At 52.4% G+C, this 15839-nt stretch carries 14 protein-coding genes; 3 read left to right on the forward strand and 11 right to left on the reverse strand.

What is annotated here, in order from left to right; genetic code table 11:
* Positions 1–18: 18 nt before the first annotated feature.
* The 7 genes from PaeBR_RS22450 to prfA form a co-directional block, all read right to left on the reverse strand.
* Complete coding sequence (locus tag PaeBR_RS22450; protein WP_410515280.1) at positions 19–588, reverse strand: manganese efflux pump MntP family protein; 570 nt, start codon at positions 586–588, stop codon at positions 19–21.
* Positions 589–762: 174 nt separating this feature from the next.
* On the reverse strand, positions 763–1935 hold the full coding sequence (locus PaeBR_RS22455; protein ID WP_410515281.1) for an L-threonylcarbamoyladenylate synthase: 1173 nt from the start codon (positions 1933–1935) through the stop codon (positions 763–765).
* 184 nt (positions 1936–2119) lie between these two features.
* On the reverse strand, positions 2120–2860 hold the full coding sequence (spoIIR, locus tag PaeBR_RS22460; RefSeq protein ID WP_410512651.1) for a stage II sporulation protein R: 741 nt from the start codon (positions 2858–2860) through the stop codon (positions 2120–2122).
* 77 nt (positions 2861–2937) lie between these two features.
* Positions 2938–4068 carry an FtsW/RodA/SpoVE family cell cycle protein gene (locus tag PaeBR_RS22465; protein WP_410512652.1) on the reverse strand — a complete coding sequence of 377 codons (1131 nt, stop codon included), beginning with the start codon at positions 4066–4068 and terminating at the stop codon, positions 2938–2940.
* Positions 4069–4265: 197 nt separating this feature from the next.
* The gene (locus PaeBR_RS22470; protein ID WP_410512653.1) at positions 4266–5450 is read right to left on the reverse strand and encodes an FtsW/RodA/SpoVE family cell cycle protein; all 1185 of its coding nucleotides are present in this window, start codon (positions 5448–5450) and stop codon (positions 4266–4268) included.
* A 137-nt stretch (positions 5451–5587) separates the two neighbouring features.
* Positions 5588–6514, reverse strand: a complete 927-nt coding sequence (gene prmC / locus PaeBR_RS22475) for a peptide chain release factor N(5)-glutamine methyltransferase (RefSeq protein WP_410512654.1) — start codon at positions 6512–6514, stop codon at positions 5588–5590.
* A 4-nt stretch (positions 6515–6518) separates the two neighbouring features.
* Positions 6519–7586 (reverse strand): peptide chain release factor 1, encoded by a 1068-nt coding sequence (prfA, locus tag PaeBR_RS22480; protein ID WP_410512655.1) that lies wholly within the window; start codon positions 7584–7586, stop codon positions 6519–6521.
* A gap of 163 nt (positions 7587–7749) precedes the next feature.
* Between prfA and PaeBR_RS22485 the strand changes: the two genes are divergently transcribed.
* On the forward strand, positions 7750–8199 hold the full coding sequence (locus PaeBR_RS22485) for a YdeI/OmpD-associated family protein (protein WP_410512656.1): 450 nt from the start codon (positions 7750–7752) through the stop codon (positions 8197–8199).
* A gap of 101 nt (positions 8200–8300) precedes the next feature.
* On the opposite strand, the gene ychF is transcribed toward PaeBR_RS22485, so the two are convergent.
* From ychF to fni, 3 genes are all read right to left on the reverse strand, one after another.
* Positions 8301–9401, reverse strand: a complete 1101-nt coding sequence (ychF, locus tag PaeBR_RS22490; RefSeq protein WP_410512657.1) for a redox-regulated ATPase YchF — start codon at positions 9399–9401, stop codon at positions 8301–8303.
* Between the two features lie 483 nt (positions 9402–9884).
* Complete coding sequence (locus PaeBR_RS22495) at positions 9885–10355, reverse strand: GNAT family N-acetyltransferase (protein ID WP_410512658.1); 471 nt, start codon at positions 10353–10355, stop codon at positions 9885–9887.
* Positions 10356–10385: 30 nt separating this feature from the next.
* On the reverse strand, positions 10386–11432 hold the full coding sequence (gene fni / locus PaeBR_RS22500; protein ID WP_410512659.1) for a type 2 isopentenyl-diphosphate Delta-isomerase: 1047 nt from the start codon (positions 11430–11432) through the stop codon (positions 10386–10388).
* A gap of 181 nt (positions 11433–11613) precedes the next feature.
* On the opposite strand from fni, the gene PaeBR_RS22505 reads away from it, so the two are divergent.
* A complete protein-coding gene (locus PaeBR_RS22505) occupies positions 11614–13155 on the forward strand; it encodes a phospholipase D family protein (RefSeq protein WP_410512660.1) in 1542 nt (513 codons plus the stop codon).
* A gap of 14 nt (positions 13156–13169) precedes the next feature.
* Here the strand turns inward: PaeBR_RS22505 and cls are convergent, their stop codons facing one another.
* Complete coding sequence (cls, locus tag PaeBR_RS22510; RefSeq protein WP_410512661.1) at positions 13170–14678, reverse strand: cardiolipin synthase; 1509 nt, start codon at positions 14676–14678, stop codon at positions 13170–13172.
* 139 nt (positions 14679–14817) lie between these two features.
* Between cls and PaeBR_RS22515 the strand changes: the two genes are divergently transcribed.
* On the forward strand, positions 14818–15831 hold the full coding sequence (locus PaeBR_RS22515; RefSeq protein WP_410512662.1) for a TetR/AcrR family transcriptional regulator: 1014 nt from the start codon (positions 14818–14820) through the stop codon (positions 15829–15831).
* The last annotated feature ends 8 nt before the right edge of the window (positions 15832–15839 follow it).

Genomic DNA, 15839 nt, shown 5'->3' on the forward strand with positions numbered 1-15839 from the left:
GCATTTGCCGTTATTGTATCAAAAGATGAACAGCAAGCCAAACCCCAGCAGTATGGCTCCGCCGATGGCCTCCCCGTAATCCCCGAGGCCGCTGCTGACATGACGCCCCAGCAGCAGCCCGAGAATGGACATCAGCCCTCCGAAAGCCCCAAAGGTCAGCACCGTCATCAGGATATGGTTTACAAACATGCCAAGGGATACCCCTACGGAAAAAGAGTCCACACTCACGCTAAGTGAAATGATCAGCATGCCCCATAAAGTACGGTGATCGACGGCCTGCAAACCTCCTCCGTCACCGGCACGAAACGAATTAACAATCATATGCCCGCCCAGCAAAAGCAGCAGCCCTCCGGCTGCATATGTGGTTACCTGTCCAAGCAAATGTCCCACATAATCGCCCGTAAACAGACCCAGAAGAGGCATTAATACATGAAAAAAGGCAATGAGCAGGCTTAATTGCAGCACGTGCAGCAGACGGATGCCTTTCATCCCGATGCCCACGCCCAGTGAAAAGGCGTCCAGCCCCAGAGCAACCGCCATAATGGCAATCGTAATGATCTGCCCCCACCCGGCATAAACTTCCCCCATACCCATTTCCATACCCCCATGTCCCAAATATCCTGTACAACAATGGATATGCGGACAAGGGGGCGATCATGACTGGATGAGGCAGTCATAAGCGAGCCGCCGAGAGGGGTATGTCACCGGAAAAGAGGAATCCGAAGCTCCAGGGTGACAGCGATTAGTCGGCGCAAACGGCTGTTAATCCGCGTCGATCAGGTTGCCTCCGGCTGCTTTCATCAGCCGGTTCATAATGGCGGCGCCGAGGCCGGTTACCGGACAAGCCTCGGCCAGAATGTAGGTGGCTCCCGCTTCATCGAAGCGCCGCAGCGCGGCATACAGGGAGCGGGCCGCTTCCTCCGGCGAGGCCAACGAGCCGAGGGAGGCTACGCAGGCGGCGGGGACGGCGGGATACAGGGCATAATGCTCCTCGAAGAGGAGCAGGCCCGTGATTTCGCCGTCACGCTCCGCAGCCTGCAGCAGGCTCGCGGCTCTTTCCGCCACGCGAAGCGGCGAAGAGCCGCGCACAACGCCGAGCCAGCCGCGCGGCGCGTAGTGCGTGTACTTCATGCCCGGCGCGCGCGGCGCGGGGCTGCTGTCTTCGCAGCCGGCGGCATTCAAAGGCGTGAAGTCCGGGACTTCGGCGGACGCGGCGTCGACAGTGCCGGCACCGCTGACAGCGGACAGCTGCTCGGCTGTGATCCCGCCGGGGCGCAGCACGGAGACTGTGCCGTCCGGCTGCACCTGGACCACGGTGGATTCCAGGCCGACGCCTGCGGCCCCGCCGTCCAGGACGCCGCCGATATATCCGGCCAGGTCCTCCATCACATGGGAGGCCAGGGTCGGGCTGGGCCGGCCGGAGCGGTTGGCGCTGGGAGCGGCTACCGGGCATCCGGCAGCGCCAAGCAGTGCCAGCGCTGCTGGATGATCTGGTATGCGAATGCCGACCGTATCCAAACCTGCAGTCACGAGCGGGGACAGCACACCAGGCCGGAGCGGAAGCACCAGCGTCAGCGGTCCGGGCCAGTAGGCCTCCATCAGTGCCGCAGCTACCGGGTGCACCTCCGTAACAAGTCCTTCCAGTGCAGCAGAATCGGCAATATGCACGATTAGCGGGTTGTCGGAAGGCCTACCTTTTGCAGCAAATACAGCCTCCACAGCTTCCGCATTTCGTGCATCCGCTCCCAGACCGTAGACGGTTTCCGTCGGAAATGCTACGGTGCCGCCGCTTTGCAGCATAGCTGCCGCCTCTGCAATACTCTTTTGATCCTGCAGTTGAAGCTCTGGCGAAGGCTCCTCTACTCCCTTTGCGGAGCTTAACTCCCAATAGGACGTTGTTCTAATATTTCCACTCTGCCGCTGAACAGCGAACATAGAATCTCTATTATTCTCTTTCATTACTCATCACAAACTTTCTACAGGGTCGTGGTTGATTGTACATGTGCTGACAAAATCTCCAAAAAGCGGCCCCACCACGTGGAGCCGCGTCAATCCGCTTAGCAAATAGTATCATATATAGAGCCAAAACAACATGCCTTCCGCTCGTTGCAACCTTCTATTACGCCCACAAACTACTGATCCAGCTTCCGAGACTTTGCAGCATCTCCCAGACGAAGAAGCGCACCTCCGGCTCCGTGGACGTCTGCGGGGCATCAGCAGCAGCTGACCCTCCGGTTTTCACTGCCTTCCCGGCGGCCAGTTGGCCTTTCGCTCCATCCGCTGCCGAAGCCGAGACCTTTTTACCGCTGTCCGCAGCTGCATCTCCAGAGCCGGCATCGATGAAGCAAAGCGGCGGAAACAGCACGCACCACCAGTTCTGCCCCTTTCCCTCGCCAAGCGTAATTCGCAATGCTTCATATTCACCCGCTGGGTACACGGTGCCGCCATACAATTTGGTTGGAAAAGGTACGACCCCAAGCTCCACCTTGTAAGAATAATCAATGCCCCGCTTCTGCAGCTCAGCACCCACGAGTGCATTCAGCTCAGGCAAATGACTTCTAATCAGAACTCTTGCCTGCTCCAGACTTTGCGGGTCCTCCAACGCGGATACCCACTGATTCATCTGCGCTACAATGGCATCCCGCAGCTGCCGTTTAATCAGCTGGTCCTGGGCTCCGTCCGAATTGGCCAGAATGCGCAGCCGGATGGCTTCCTGCGGAATCGGATTCTCCGCTACGGCGGCATCGGTTTTTTGCCCTTCCCAGGCCATCACAACGATCATAAAAAAACAAATTAAAATGGCAGTATACTTAAATGTCACCCGCAAGGAATCCCCGGCGCTGCGCTCTTCGTAAGTCATCTGAATAGCCCCTCTCCCTCTTACTCTCATGTAAGTCAGTATGTCCGGGAGAGAGAACCTGCAAACCTATCAATCTATTAATTTTTATAAAGGTGCACACTCATTACGATACCCATACTGGCCATATTGATTAAGAGGGAGGTGCCGCCGAAGCTGATAAAAGGCAGGGTAATGCCCGTCAGCGGCATCAATCCGATAAAAGCGCCGATATTCTCAAGGATCTGATATAGCAGCATCGCCACCACCCCCACGATCAGGAAGGGTCCGCCGTGATCCTTGCAATCCAATGCAATTACAATCATGCGATGAATAAGGATGAAGAACAATAACAGCACCCCGGCAGAGCCCAGGAATCCAAATTCCTCGGCAATTTGCACAAAAATAGCATCCGAATACGTATAAGGCACCCGTTTTGCCTGTACGGAAGTGCCCTCCATATAACCCTCTCCAACCATCCCGCCTGAAGCGATCGCGAGCTTGGCATTCTTGGTATGATAACTGGCATTCTTCGACGCCAAATCCGGAACGAGCCAAGGGTCGAATCGGTTCACCAGATGGTCACGACCCAGTGTATCCTCAATAAAGGTAACCGCCTGATCATGATATTGAATGTAGCTGGTAATCCCCGCAAAAGCAGAACCGCCGATAAGAATCAGTCCGATTAAGGCATGTGTATATTTGATATTGCCGACCCATAGCAGTCCCATCAAAATAATGGCGTAGCTTAAAGCGTTGCCCAAATCATTGTGAGAGATTACAACTCCGAAGGGCAGCAAAGTAATTAAGGCAAGCGGCAGAATGTCCCGCCAAAAAGTCAGCCTTTGTTTGTTTTTCCAAACTAGTAGAGCCGCCAGAAAAAGAATCAAAATGAGCTTAAACAGCTCGGCAGGCTGCAGACTGAGACCCCCCGGAAGCTCCAGCCAACCCTTGGCGCCATTTTTACCCTCGGTAAAGCTGACCAGCACCAGCAATCCAATGCCAAACAAGTATATATAAAGAGCATTCTTTACCAGCAGCCTGTAATCCACGAACGACAATCCGATAAAAGCAATAAAGCCGAGTCCGTAGTATGCCAGCATTTTAAGATGAGATCCATCAAAGCCTGCTCTTCCATTAGTGACACTGTAAATAGATGTAATACTTACGATCATTAGCAGGACAAGGATAACCACGATGACGCCATCCATTTTTTTGATTTTTTCCAGCATGCTTTGTCTCCTTGCCTTATACTGGCTTATAGCTGTTTGACTGCACCAAGGAGAGCCGTAATTCTATTGTAAAGGAATGGAAGACGGGAATACAATAACTTTGCAGAACCCTATACTTTCTTAATATTTCAAAAAAAAACCGCCAGAGCCATCAAAATGATGTTTGGCGGTTTTACATTCAAATAACGTCTTTAAGCTCACATCTGCTTGGCCGGAGCCGGATAAGAGGTGTTCTTGGGGAATTCCTCTTCAATCTCCTGCCCGTGAAGGCGCACGCTCATTACCAGGCCAATGCTTGCCATATTAATCAGCAGAGACGTGCCTCCATAGCTGATAAAAGGCAGGGTAATCCCCGTTAACGGCATCAGCCCGATAAAGGCGCCAATGTTCTCAAAAATTTGATACAGCAGCATCGCTACAATGCCGACAATCAGAAACGGCCCGCCGCGATCCCTGCTTTCCAGCGCAATCAGAATCATCCGGTGGATCAGTATGAAGTACAGCAGCAGCACCGCTGCCGAACCGACAAATCCGAACTCTTCGGCAATCTGCACAAAGATAGAGTCAGAGTAAGTGTAAGGGACACGATCCGTTTGCACGGAGGTACCCTCCATATAACCTTCCCCGCTCATGCCCCCGGAGGCAATAGCCAGCATGGCATTTTTGGTGTGATAGCTTGCTTTGGCAGTTGCTTTGTCCGGCACGAGCCAGGGGTCAAAGCGCTCCACCCAGTGGGAACGGTTAATATCTGTTAAGAAATTCTTAATCTCATCATGAAAATGAATATAGCTCATAATTCCGGCTGCCGCAGAACCGCCTATGATCAGCAGGCCGATCAGCGCATGCATAAATTTAATGTTGCCGATCCATAACAGCCCGATAAGAATCACAATGTAGGACAGGGCGTTTCCCAAATCATTTTGTGAAATAACGATCAGAAAAGGAAGCAGTGTGATTAGCCCCAGCGGTAAAATGTCATGCAAGAAGGAGAGCTTGTTTTTATTCTTCCGGAAAAGCACGGCCGCCAAAAAAAGAATCAGAACCAGCTTAAACAGCTCGGCCGGCTGAAGACCGACGGAACCGAACTTGATCCAGCCTTGAGCCCCATTCTCTTCCTTTCCGATAAAACTGACGAGCACCAGCAAACCGACGCCGGATATATAGGCATATAAGGCATACTTGACCAACAATCGGTAATCTACAAAGGTTAGTCCGAGGAACGCAATAAACCCGAGCACATAAAACTTGATCATCTTGATCTGAAAGCCGTCCAGCTTGTCTCTTCCATTGGTAACACTGTAGATCGCAAAGATGCTGATAACCATAAGCAATACAAGGATAACGACGATAACGCCGTCAATTTTTTTTATCTTCTGAAGCATGCTCTGCCTCCTTGCTCTGTACTGGCGTCCCGGCGACTTTTCAGGCACCGGTCAACCGTCTTCTATATTGTAAGGGAAGCGTCCGTCAAAATACAATTTTCTCAGGGCATGCCGCTGAATCGGAAACGGGTTCAGATTTAACGCGAAATGCCCAGTACATGGCGCGGAATACCGGCGAGATCGTTAATCGTAACGATCTCGCTCCAGTGGCCGGCCGCCGCAAGCAGGGCGGCCACCTGCTCCGCCTGGCCGAGGCCGAGCTCGAAGCCGACCAGCCGCGGCGGAGCCGGGAGCAGCGCCAGCTGCTCCATCATGCGGCGGTACGGGTCGAGCCCGTCCGCGCCGCCGTCCAGCGCCGTGCGCGGCTCATGGTCGCGCACCTCGCGCTGCAGCCCGGCGATATCGCCGCCGGGAATGTACGGCGGGTTGGAGACGAGGATATCCGTCTCCATCCCCGCAAACGGCCCCAGCAAATCGCCGAGCCGGAAATCCACGGCCGTGCCGTGGCGCAAGGCATTGCGCCCGGCCACGGCCAGCGCAGCCGGTGAGATGTCGCCGGCGCAGACCCGCCACGCCGGCGCTTCCGCCGCCAGCGTGACCGAGATCGCGCCGCTGCCTGCGCCGATGTCGACAGCGGCCAGCGGGCGCGCGGCGCAAGCGCCAGCCGCGACATGGCCGCCCGCGCGGCCGCCCGGCCACAGCTCCGCACCGTAGTTCAGGATCGCCTCTACGAGCAGCTCTGTCTCCGGCCGGGGAATAAGCACATCCGGCGTCACTTCAAAGCTCCGCCCATAGAATTCCTGCTCGCCTATGATATACTGCACCGGTTCGCCCGCCCCGCGGCGGGTAACTGATTCTTCCCAGTCCGGGCGCAGACCAGCCGGAAAGGGATCGGCCTGCGTCATATAATAGGCTGCGCCGGACAAGCCCAGCGCATGCTCCAGCAGCAGCTGGGCACTGCGCTGCGGCTCATTGCAGCCTTGCAGGCTCAAAAAAGAAGAAGCCTCCGCAAAGGCTTCCCGGATGCTTTGCACTTCCGACATGACAAAAGCGCCATATTCCAAAGCATTATTCTCCTTTTTCCATCAATTCCGTCTGCTCTGCAATCGACAAAGCGGAAATGATCTCCGTAATATCTCCGTTCATGATCTGCTCCAAGCGGTGCAGCGTCAAGCCGATGCGATGATCGGTTACCCGGCTTTGCGGAAAGTTGTACGTGCGGATGCGCTCACTGCGGTCGCCTGTGCCGACTTTGCTTTTGCGTTCCCCGGCATACTTTGCCTCTTCCTCTTGGCGTTTCAGATCAGAGATACGGGCACGCAGAACCTGCAGCGCCTTTTCCTTATTGGAGTTCTGTGATTTACCATCCTGACAGGTCGCCACGATTCCGGTTGGAACATGCGTTACGCGTACAGCAGACTTGGTTGTATTAACGGATTGACCGCCCGCGCCGCTGGAACAGAACGTATCGACACGAATGTCTTTATCGTGAATTTCAATTTCGAAATCCTCTGCTTCGGGCATAACCGCTACTGTAGAAGTAGAGGTATGAATCCGTCCGCCGGATTCGGTCGTTGGAATACGCTGCACACGGTGTGCGCCGCTTTCGTATTTCATCTTGCTGTATGCTCCCCGGCCGTTAATGAGGAAGATTACCTCTTTAAATCCGCCCAGGTCATTTGTGTTCACGTCCATGATCTCCACGCGCCAGCCTTGGGTATCAGCATAACGTGTGTACATACGGTACAAGTCGGACGCGAACAACGCAGCTTCATCACCGCCGGCTGCACCGCGGATTTCCACGATTACGTTCTTATCATCATTAGGGTCTTTAGGCAGCAGAAGAAGACGAATTCTCTCCTCCAGCTCCACCTGACGACCGGACAAGTCTTCGATTTCCATCTTGACCATTTCCTTCATTTCATCGTCAAGCTTCTCGCCCTGCATCATTTTTGCGGCTTCGAGTTCTTCCATTACATTTTTATATTCGGCATACGCCTCGTAGGCGGACTGCAGATCGGATTGTTCTTTGGAATAGTCCCTCAGTTTTTTACTGTCGTTTGCAACGTCCGGGTCACAAAGCAGTTCACTGAGTTTCTCATAGCGGTCCGCCAGGGCTTGCAATCGGTCCAACAACAAGGGAATTCACCTCTCCTGATTCAATTTAAATCTTTTGGATACACGACTTTATATTATAGCACCGATTTGACAAAATGGCTACACTTCCCGCCGTCTCTTGTCAAATTTTCCTGCATCGTAAACAATAGAGACATAGAATCCTAAGAGAGCAGGGATACCGATGACCAGCTTTACCTTTGAAGCAGAAATTCTGAAGCATGACGGTATGGATGCCGCCTATATTATATTCCCCTATGACACCAAGGAAAAATTCGGAACCTATGGACAAGTTAAGGTGAAGGTTATCTTTGACGGAACTGCGGAATACAGAGGCTCACTGGCTAAAATGGGGCTGGAGAAACACTGTTTGGGTATAACTAAAGAGATCCGTTCCCTGATCGGTAAAAAACCCGGTGATGTTATTCAGGTGGTGCTTGCTGAAGACACGGAACCCCGAACCGTGGATATCCCGGAGGATCTCCTTAAAGAGCTTGGGGATCTCAACCTTCTGGAGTCATTCTCCGCTCTCTCCTACAGCAAGCAAAAGAAGATGGTGGATGTCATCCTCGGCTCCAAAAGGCCGGAAACCAGAGTTCGCAATATTCAAAAGCTGGCAAAAAGTCTGGTGTAAGAAGGATAGGATGAAACCAAAAAGGGCCATCCCTTCAGTAGAATTGAATCTACCTTTGCGGATGGTCCCTGACTTTCAAAAATATTACTGTGCAGCTTACATTATACGTTAAATCGGAAATGCATAACGTCGCCGTCCTGCACCAGATATTCCTTACCTTCAAGACGCAGCTGGCCGCGTTCCTTGGCACCGTTCATAGAACCCGCAGCTAGCAGATCTGCGTAGGCTACAACTTCCGCACGGATAAAGCCGCGTTCGAAGTCGGTGTGGATTACACCGGCTGCTCCAGGCGCTTTTGTTCCGCGGCGGATGGTCCAGGCGCGAACCTCCTGCACACCTGCGGTAAAATAAGTATACAATCCAAGCAGCTTGTAGGCCGCTTTGATCAGACGGTTCAGGCCGGACTCCTGCAGCCCAAGCTCTTCGAGGAACATCGCCTTATCTTCGCCTTCGAGTTCAGCGATTTCAGCCTCTACCTTGGCGCTGATCGGCACCACTTCGGCATTCTCTTCAGCGGCAAAATCACGTACCTGCTGCACATAAGGATTGTCGTCCGCACTCGCGACTTCATCCTCACCCACATTGGCCGCATACAGCACTGGCTTCAAGGTCAGCAAGTGAAGGTCACGCACGATAAGGCGTTCATCTTCAGACAATTCGACGCTGCGGACAGGCTTATCGTTATAGAGCGATTCCTTGATGCGTTCCAGCAGTTCAACCTCCTGTGCGTATTTCTTGTCGCCGCCCTTGATGTTTTTGCGGGAACGCTCGATCCGCTTCTCCACGCTTTCCAGATCGGCAAGAATCAGCTCCAGGTTAATGGTCTGAATATCGCTGATCGGATTCACTTTACCGTCAACATGTGTCACGTTCTCATCTTCAAAGCAGCGCACCACATGCACGATCGCGTCCACTTCACGGATATGGGCAAGGAACTTGTTGCCAAGCCCTTCGCCTTTGCTCGCACCGCGTACGAGTCCGGCAATATCTACAAATTCAAAAGCTGTTGGTACCGTTTTGTTCGGCTGCACCAGCTCGGTCAGTTTGTCCAGACGTTCGTCCGGCACTTCCACGACACCCACGTTCGGGTCGATGGTGCAGAATGGATAGTTCGCGGATTCAGCTCCCGCTTGCGTGATTGCATTAAACAAAGTGGATTTCCCTACGTTGGGAAGTCCGACGATTCCAGCTTTCAAAGCCATTTATATGACAACTCCTATTTTCACTTGGATTGATCATCTCAATAAGCCACACGATCTAGACCATTATATATTAGAACAAATGGTCCAGCAACACCGGATGTAAAGCGGATGTGCCGGCGTCTGGGCCGCGGGTTTCATTTTGCAGAGAATCACCCCCGGTTATCTCGACGCTTCCGTAACTTTTTAATTGCGTTTTATACAACTATTTGGGGTAGTAACGCTGCTTATTTGACTTTAGGTGTATTCCGTACAAGTATAATGCCACAAGAAGCCGTAAACCGTAGCATTCCGGAGATTTAACTGTACAGAGTACAATTAAAAAGTTTTTCAGGGGAAATACAGCTGTTTTAATTGTACATTTTACAACTAATAACCAAGAAGGCGGCGCACCGGGCCCGCTTAAATAGAAGTAATTAAAGAGGCGACAAAAAAGAGCAGCCCGTAAAGGACGCCCTCTGATATTCTTACCTATGAAATTTGAGGCTACAGCTCCTTGGACATCGTAATATCCGTGACCACGTAGCCCATTTTTTTGTAAAGTTCGAACGCACGGCTGTTCTGTCCGAAGACATGGAGGCCGATTTTGGTTATGTTCATCTCACGGGCTTCTTCGTCGAGTGCAAGCATGGCCTGTTTGCCGTAGCCCTTACCCTGAAACGGTTCAAAAATATAAATGTCATAAATGAAGGCTTCCCGGCCCCCCCGGCCCTCGGTTACATTGAACCAGATATAGCCGGCCTGGGTTTCGCTCTCGACCTCCACTACCGAATATAAATAGGCGCCTTCCGTATGCAGCCCTTTGGGCAGAAAACGCGTCATTTCTTCCTTGGATTGCCTCAGTGCGTTTACCGCATCCCATGCTCCGGCTTTCACCTTGTCTTCCGCATAATCACGGGTGGATTGACCTAAAAAGAATTGAAAAGTTGATTCGTCCATTTGGACCAGTTTGATCATGAGTGTTAGCCCTTCCCTATCCAATTATATTCATCCTCTTGTGATCTGCCGCCGTATCAGGCGGGGAGTCTCGCGCAGCACTGTAAGATCGGGAGCCCCGATACCGAACATTGCCGTCCGCAGTTCCAGCTCAACCTGAGCCAGGGCGGCATCCAGTGCCTCTTCGGACTCTACAGCCGGGCCGAGCAGGCTCCGTCCAAAGCCGGCCAGATCGGCCCCGAGCGCCAGCGCCTTCGCAGCGTCAACGCCATGCTTCAGCCCGCCGCTGCCGATCAGAGCACCCTGCGGCGAAGCTGCACGCACCTCTGCGATGCAATCGGCGGTCGGGATGCCCCAGTCCGCAAATGCCTCAGCTGCGGCGCGGCGTACAGGGTCCTTGCTGCGGAATTTCTCGACCTGGCTCCAGGATGTTCCGCCTGCACCCGCCACGTCAATGAAGGCCGCTCCGGCATTATACAGCCGGATCGCTGTGTCACCGTCGATGCCCCAGCCGACCTCCTTAATGCCAACCGGCACTTCGAGCGTCCGGCATACCTTCTCTATCTTCGAGAGCAGGGAGGCAAAACCGGTATTGCCTTCCGGCTGGAACACCTCCTGAAGACCGTTCAGATGCAGAACGAGAAAGTCCGCACCGGCAATCTCCACTGCGCGTCGGCACTCTTCTACGCCGAACCCGTAGGACAGCTGCACAGCTCCGATATTGGCGATGACCGGAATGCCGGGAGCCTTATCGCGCACATGGAAGGATGCCGCCAGCTCTGAACGCTCGACGGCAGCCCGGACCGAGCCTACTCCCAGCGCCCAGCCGCGGCGCTCCGCAGCTTCAGCCAGCCGCGCATTGATTGCCCCGGTGGCTGCGCTGCCTCCGGTCATCGAGCTGATCAGCAGCGGCGTACGCAGCTGGCGTTCCAGGAAGACCGTGTTCAGTGATATGTCGTCAAAATCCAGCTCCGGAAGAGCATTATGCCGGAAACGGTAGTGTTCAAAGCCTGTTGTAATCCCTGTGCCGCCCACATCTTCGTTCAGACAGAGGCGCACATGCTCAATTTTCCGCTCTCCTGTAGGCGTACGATTCATGATGTCTTCCTCCCGTTCCTTTTCGCAATACGCTTCATTATAACACATCCCTGTGCAGGAATTTACAATAAGAGGATATTGATGAAAGCTGACCTGGATGCTTCACTTTTTAGTTATGGGCGGTAATAAGGGAGTAGGATACTGGCAACAGTACTCCAGAACACTTTCAGGAGGAACTCCCATGAACTCAGATTCTCAGAACCTTTCCGTCTCCACTTTACCGTTGCAGCATTCATCAAAGACAGATCCTCCCACAAAAAATAAGCGCTCACTCACCCGCTTATGGGCATTAAGGGCAGCTGCCCTTCTTGTACTCTGGCTGGTTGGTGTAATGGTCTACCAGACTCACAAGCCTATCCCGCCGGGAATTTCTTATGAAAGTCCGCTTTATCAGGTGAACAACGTGTCCTTTTGGCATGATTTAACTTACCCCGACGGAAGCCCCACCGGGAAGCAGGAGGCTCAGATTTTACAGCGGATCCTGCAAATTATTGAAGAGTCAAGACAGTTCCTCGTTATCGATATGTTCCTTTTTAATGACTATACCCACCAGGATCAGCAGTTTCCGAAAGTCAGTCTGGAGCTGGCCAACAAACTGATCGCCCAAAAGTCGGCCTATCCCGACATGGACATTGTCTTTATCACCGATGAGGTTAACACCAATTACGGCTCTGCTCCAAACCCGCTGCTGGAAAAGATGAAGGCTGCCGGAATCAACGTCATTCTGACCGATGTGGACAGTCTGCGGGATTCCACTCCCGCCTATTCCGCCGTATGGCGCACGTTTATCCAGTGGTTCGGCCAGTCGGGGGAGGGATGGATTCCCAACCTGATGGCTAATGGAGGACCCGATATTACAGCCCGCTCTTATCTGAAGCTGCTGAATGTAAAGGCAAACCACCGCAAAGTGGTCCTTAGCGAAAAAACGGCACTCATCACTTCCGCAAATGTACACGATGCAAGTACCTACAACTCCAATATTGCCCTGGAGGTGCAGGGACCGGTTATTGCCGATATCCTGCATACGGAGCAAGCAGCGGCTAATCTTTCGGGAGCGGGTCCGCTGCTGAGCCAAGATCCTGTATATGCAAAAGAGAGCAATCAGCCATCTTCTGGAGCTTCAGGGGGGCTTCAGGTTCGCTATTTAACGGAGGGAAAAGTATACAAATATGCGCTGCAGGAAATACATGCTGCAGCGCAGGGTGATACGATCTGGATGGGGATGTTCTATCTGGCCGACGACGGAATTATAAAGGCGCTCCTCGAGGCTTCCGACCGGGGAGCCCGGGTGCGGCTGCTGCTGGACCCGAATCAGAACGCCTTTGGCCGCGACAAAATCGGCATTCCCAACCGGCCGGTGGCCATGGACCTTAACCGCCGCTCAGACGGTAAAATCGCCATTCGCTGGTACAATACCACCAAGGAACAGTACCACCCGAAGCTGCTTTTCATCGCTAAAGCGAGCGGCAGCTCCATCGTACTCGGCGGCTCCACGAATTTTACAGCGCGTAATCTGGACGATTACAATCTGGAGAACGATTTGTGGGTAGCGATGGAACAGGACCAGCCGCTGTTCACAGAGCTGGAAACCTACTTCAGCCGGCTGTGGAATAATGAAGGAGCAGAATACAGCCTGCCGCTCGAAGACTATCAAAGCGATATTACCTGGCTCAAATTTATAGTGTTCCGGGTGCAGAAGGTGTTGGGATTCACAACGTTCTAGGAGCTGCTTGCCTGTTACAGAAGCGGAGACATCAGCCGGGCGGCTGATTCGAGCAGCCGCTCATGCAGGCGTTTATCCATAAAGGTCTCCTCCACAATCTGCCGGGTAGACAGCAGGTCACGCTCGAAATCGGCCACGATCCGCTTGACGCTATCGGTCTGCAGCAGCAGCGCATTTACTTCGAAATTAAGATGAAAGCTCCGCATATCCATATTGGCAGTGCCTATGGTCGCGATCTCGCCGTCAACAATAAGCAGCTTGGAATGAATGAAGCCCTTTTCATATTCGAAAATTTTCACTCCCGAATCCAGCAGTGCCGGAAAGTAAGAGTGGGAAGCCAGAAATGGCAGCCACTTATCCGGTTTGGCCGGGAACAACAGGCGTACATCCAGCCCTGACATTGCCGCTACCCGCAGCGCGGTCAGAATATCCTCATCGGGTATAAAATAAGGGCTGGCTATCCACACGGATTTCTGTGCGGAGGTGATCATGGAGAAGAAAATATTTTTGAGTGAACGGCGTTCGTTGTCCGGACCGCTGGCAATAATCTGCACCGCTCCGTCACCCGCCACATAACGCAGCTTCGGCGAAAGATAATCCTGCTCCATAATTTTTTCGCCGGTAGTATGCATCCAGTCTTGCAGGAAGATGATTTGCATCGTCCTTACAGCCTCGCCTCTGACAAGCATATGCGTATCCCGCCAAAACCCGTAAGTCTTACTGCGGCTCAAATACTCATCACCCACATTCAATCCGCCCAAAAAACCTACATCCCCGTCGATGACGACGATTTTGCGGTGATTCCGGTAATTTACGCGGCTGGATAAGAACGATGTAGACTGGCCGTATGCGGCCACCTGCACTCCGGCATCGATTAACTCCTTCAGAAAAGCCTTGGACAATCCCAGACTGCCTACGGCATCATACAAAAACCTGACTGTAACCCCTGCCCGGGCCTTTTCGATCAGCACTTGCTGAATGCGTGTACCGATATGGTCCGAACGAAAAATGTAATACTCCATATGGATATGATGTTCCGCCTGCCGCAGCTCCAGCAGCAGCGTACCAAACGTCTCTTCGCCATTGGTCAGAATACGAGTCTCCGACGTGAAGGATATGGGCGTCCGCGCCAACCGCTGTGCCAGTCCAAGCAGTTTCTGGCGGGCAGGATCAAAGATCGACCAATCCTGATGCATTCGCAAAACGTCATTTTCAATGCGCTCGTAGGCCAACAGATCACGCTGGGCTTTTTTATCAAATTTACGGCGCTTGAACACGTTCTGTCCGAATAAAAAGTAAAAAACGAGTCCCAGCACCGGAATTAAGGCAAGCAGCAAAATCCAGGCCATGGTGGTCGATGGATTACGATTCTCCATAAATATAGCCAAACTAATGGAAATGACGGTCAGAGTTGAAAAAATACTGATAATCGTTCCGCCTGTACTGCCGAATATGCCAAAGCCGAAATAATAAAAAGCAACTAGAGCCCCAATAATGACTAAAGCCTGCAGTCCTCTTCTCATAGACAACCTACCTTCTCTTCTATAGCCAGGATCACGGAATTGACACATTTATATATTACAGGAAGAAGCACATACTTCCTACTTGTATCCCGTCCAAAACTACAAATAATTCAATATTGTAACCTCTTTGCATCGTTATTTGAAATACCGCAGAACTTATAATATAATCGGTCTGACCAATGAGTCAAATCAAGAACCAGCAAGTCAGAAAGGAGTTCGCAGCGTAGTGGCCGACAATACAGTGGATAAAAAAGAGAAAATCATTAAGACCGCTATGCAACTGTTTGCCGTAAAAGGTTCCTCCGCCACCTCCATGCAGGAGATCGCTGAGCTGTGCGGCATGTCCAAGGGCAGCCTGTATCTGGTGTTCAAATCCAAGGAAGAGCTGGAGCGCAGCATTTACATATATTGCTTCCGGATGATTCGTGACCCCCTGCTGCATGAAGAACAGCAAAGCACTAAAACCCCTCAGGAGAAGCTGCGCAAACAGATTGAAATTCTGCTTAATCATGTATATGAGCTGCGTGAGTTTTTGCAGCGGCAAATTCAGGATTTGGCCGGCAGCGGACGTACCGATGCACCCGAATGGGTACGAAAGAGCAGTGTCCCTGTCATGAAATGGTTCAGGTTGAAGCTCGAGACGGCTTATGGCAGAGAAATTCTTCCCTACACCGGTGACTTATGTCTGCTCGTACACGGCATGATCAGCTCCTATGTACGTGTTATTTTTCACCCGGATGCTCCCGTGTCTACAGCCTCCATGGCGGATCATCTCGTAGACATAATGGATATGGTCGCAGCCGGCCTGCTTGCAGGAAAGCCTCACCCGTTAATACCCGAGGCTATTATCTCCAGCTGGATGGAAGATGGCGAAGGCAGTCTCCGCAAAAATCCGCTCCAGCTTATCAAAGAAATGAAGCAGCAGCTCAGTACTTCCTCCACCATAGATCCACGGCAGCTGGAAGACGCCATGGAATCACTTGTTATTTTGGAGAAAGAAATCCTTGTGACCCATCCCCGCAGAGCTATCGTGCAAGGGATGCTGTCGAATCTGCAGTCCTGCCCTGAACTTGCGGAGATCTCCAAAGAGTTGAAGAAGCTGGTTTTCCCGGATATGGACAATGTGTGCCCATCACTGGATAGTGAGATATAAGTATGTGT

It is taken from the genome of Paenibacillus sp. BR2-3 (assembly GCF_046529485.1).
In the GTDB taxonomy this organism is placed as follows: Bacteria; Bacillota; Bacilli; order Paenibacillales; family Paenibacillaceae; genus Paenibacillus_AQ.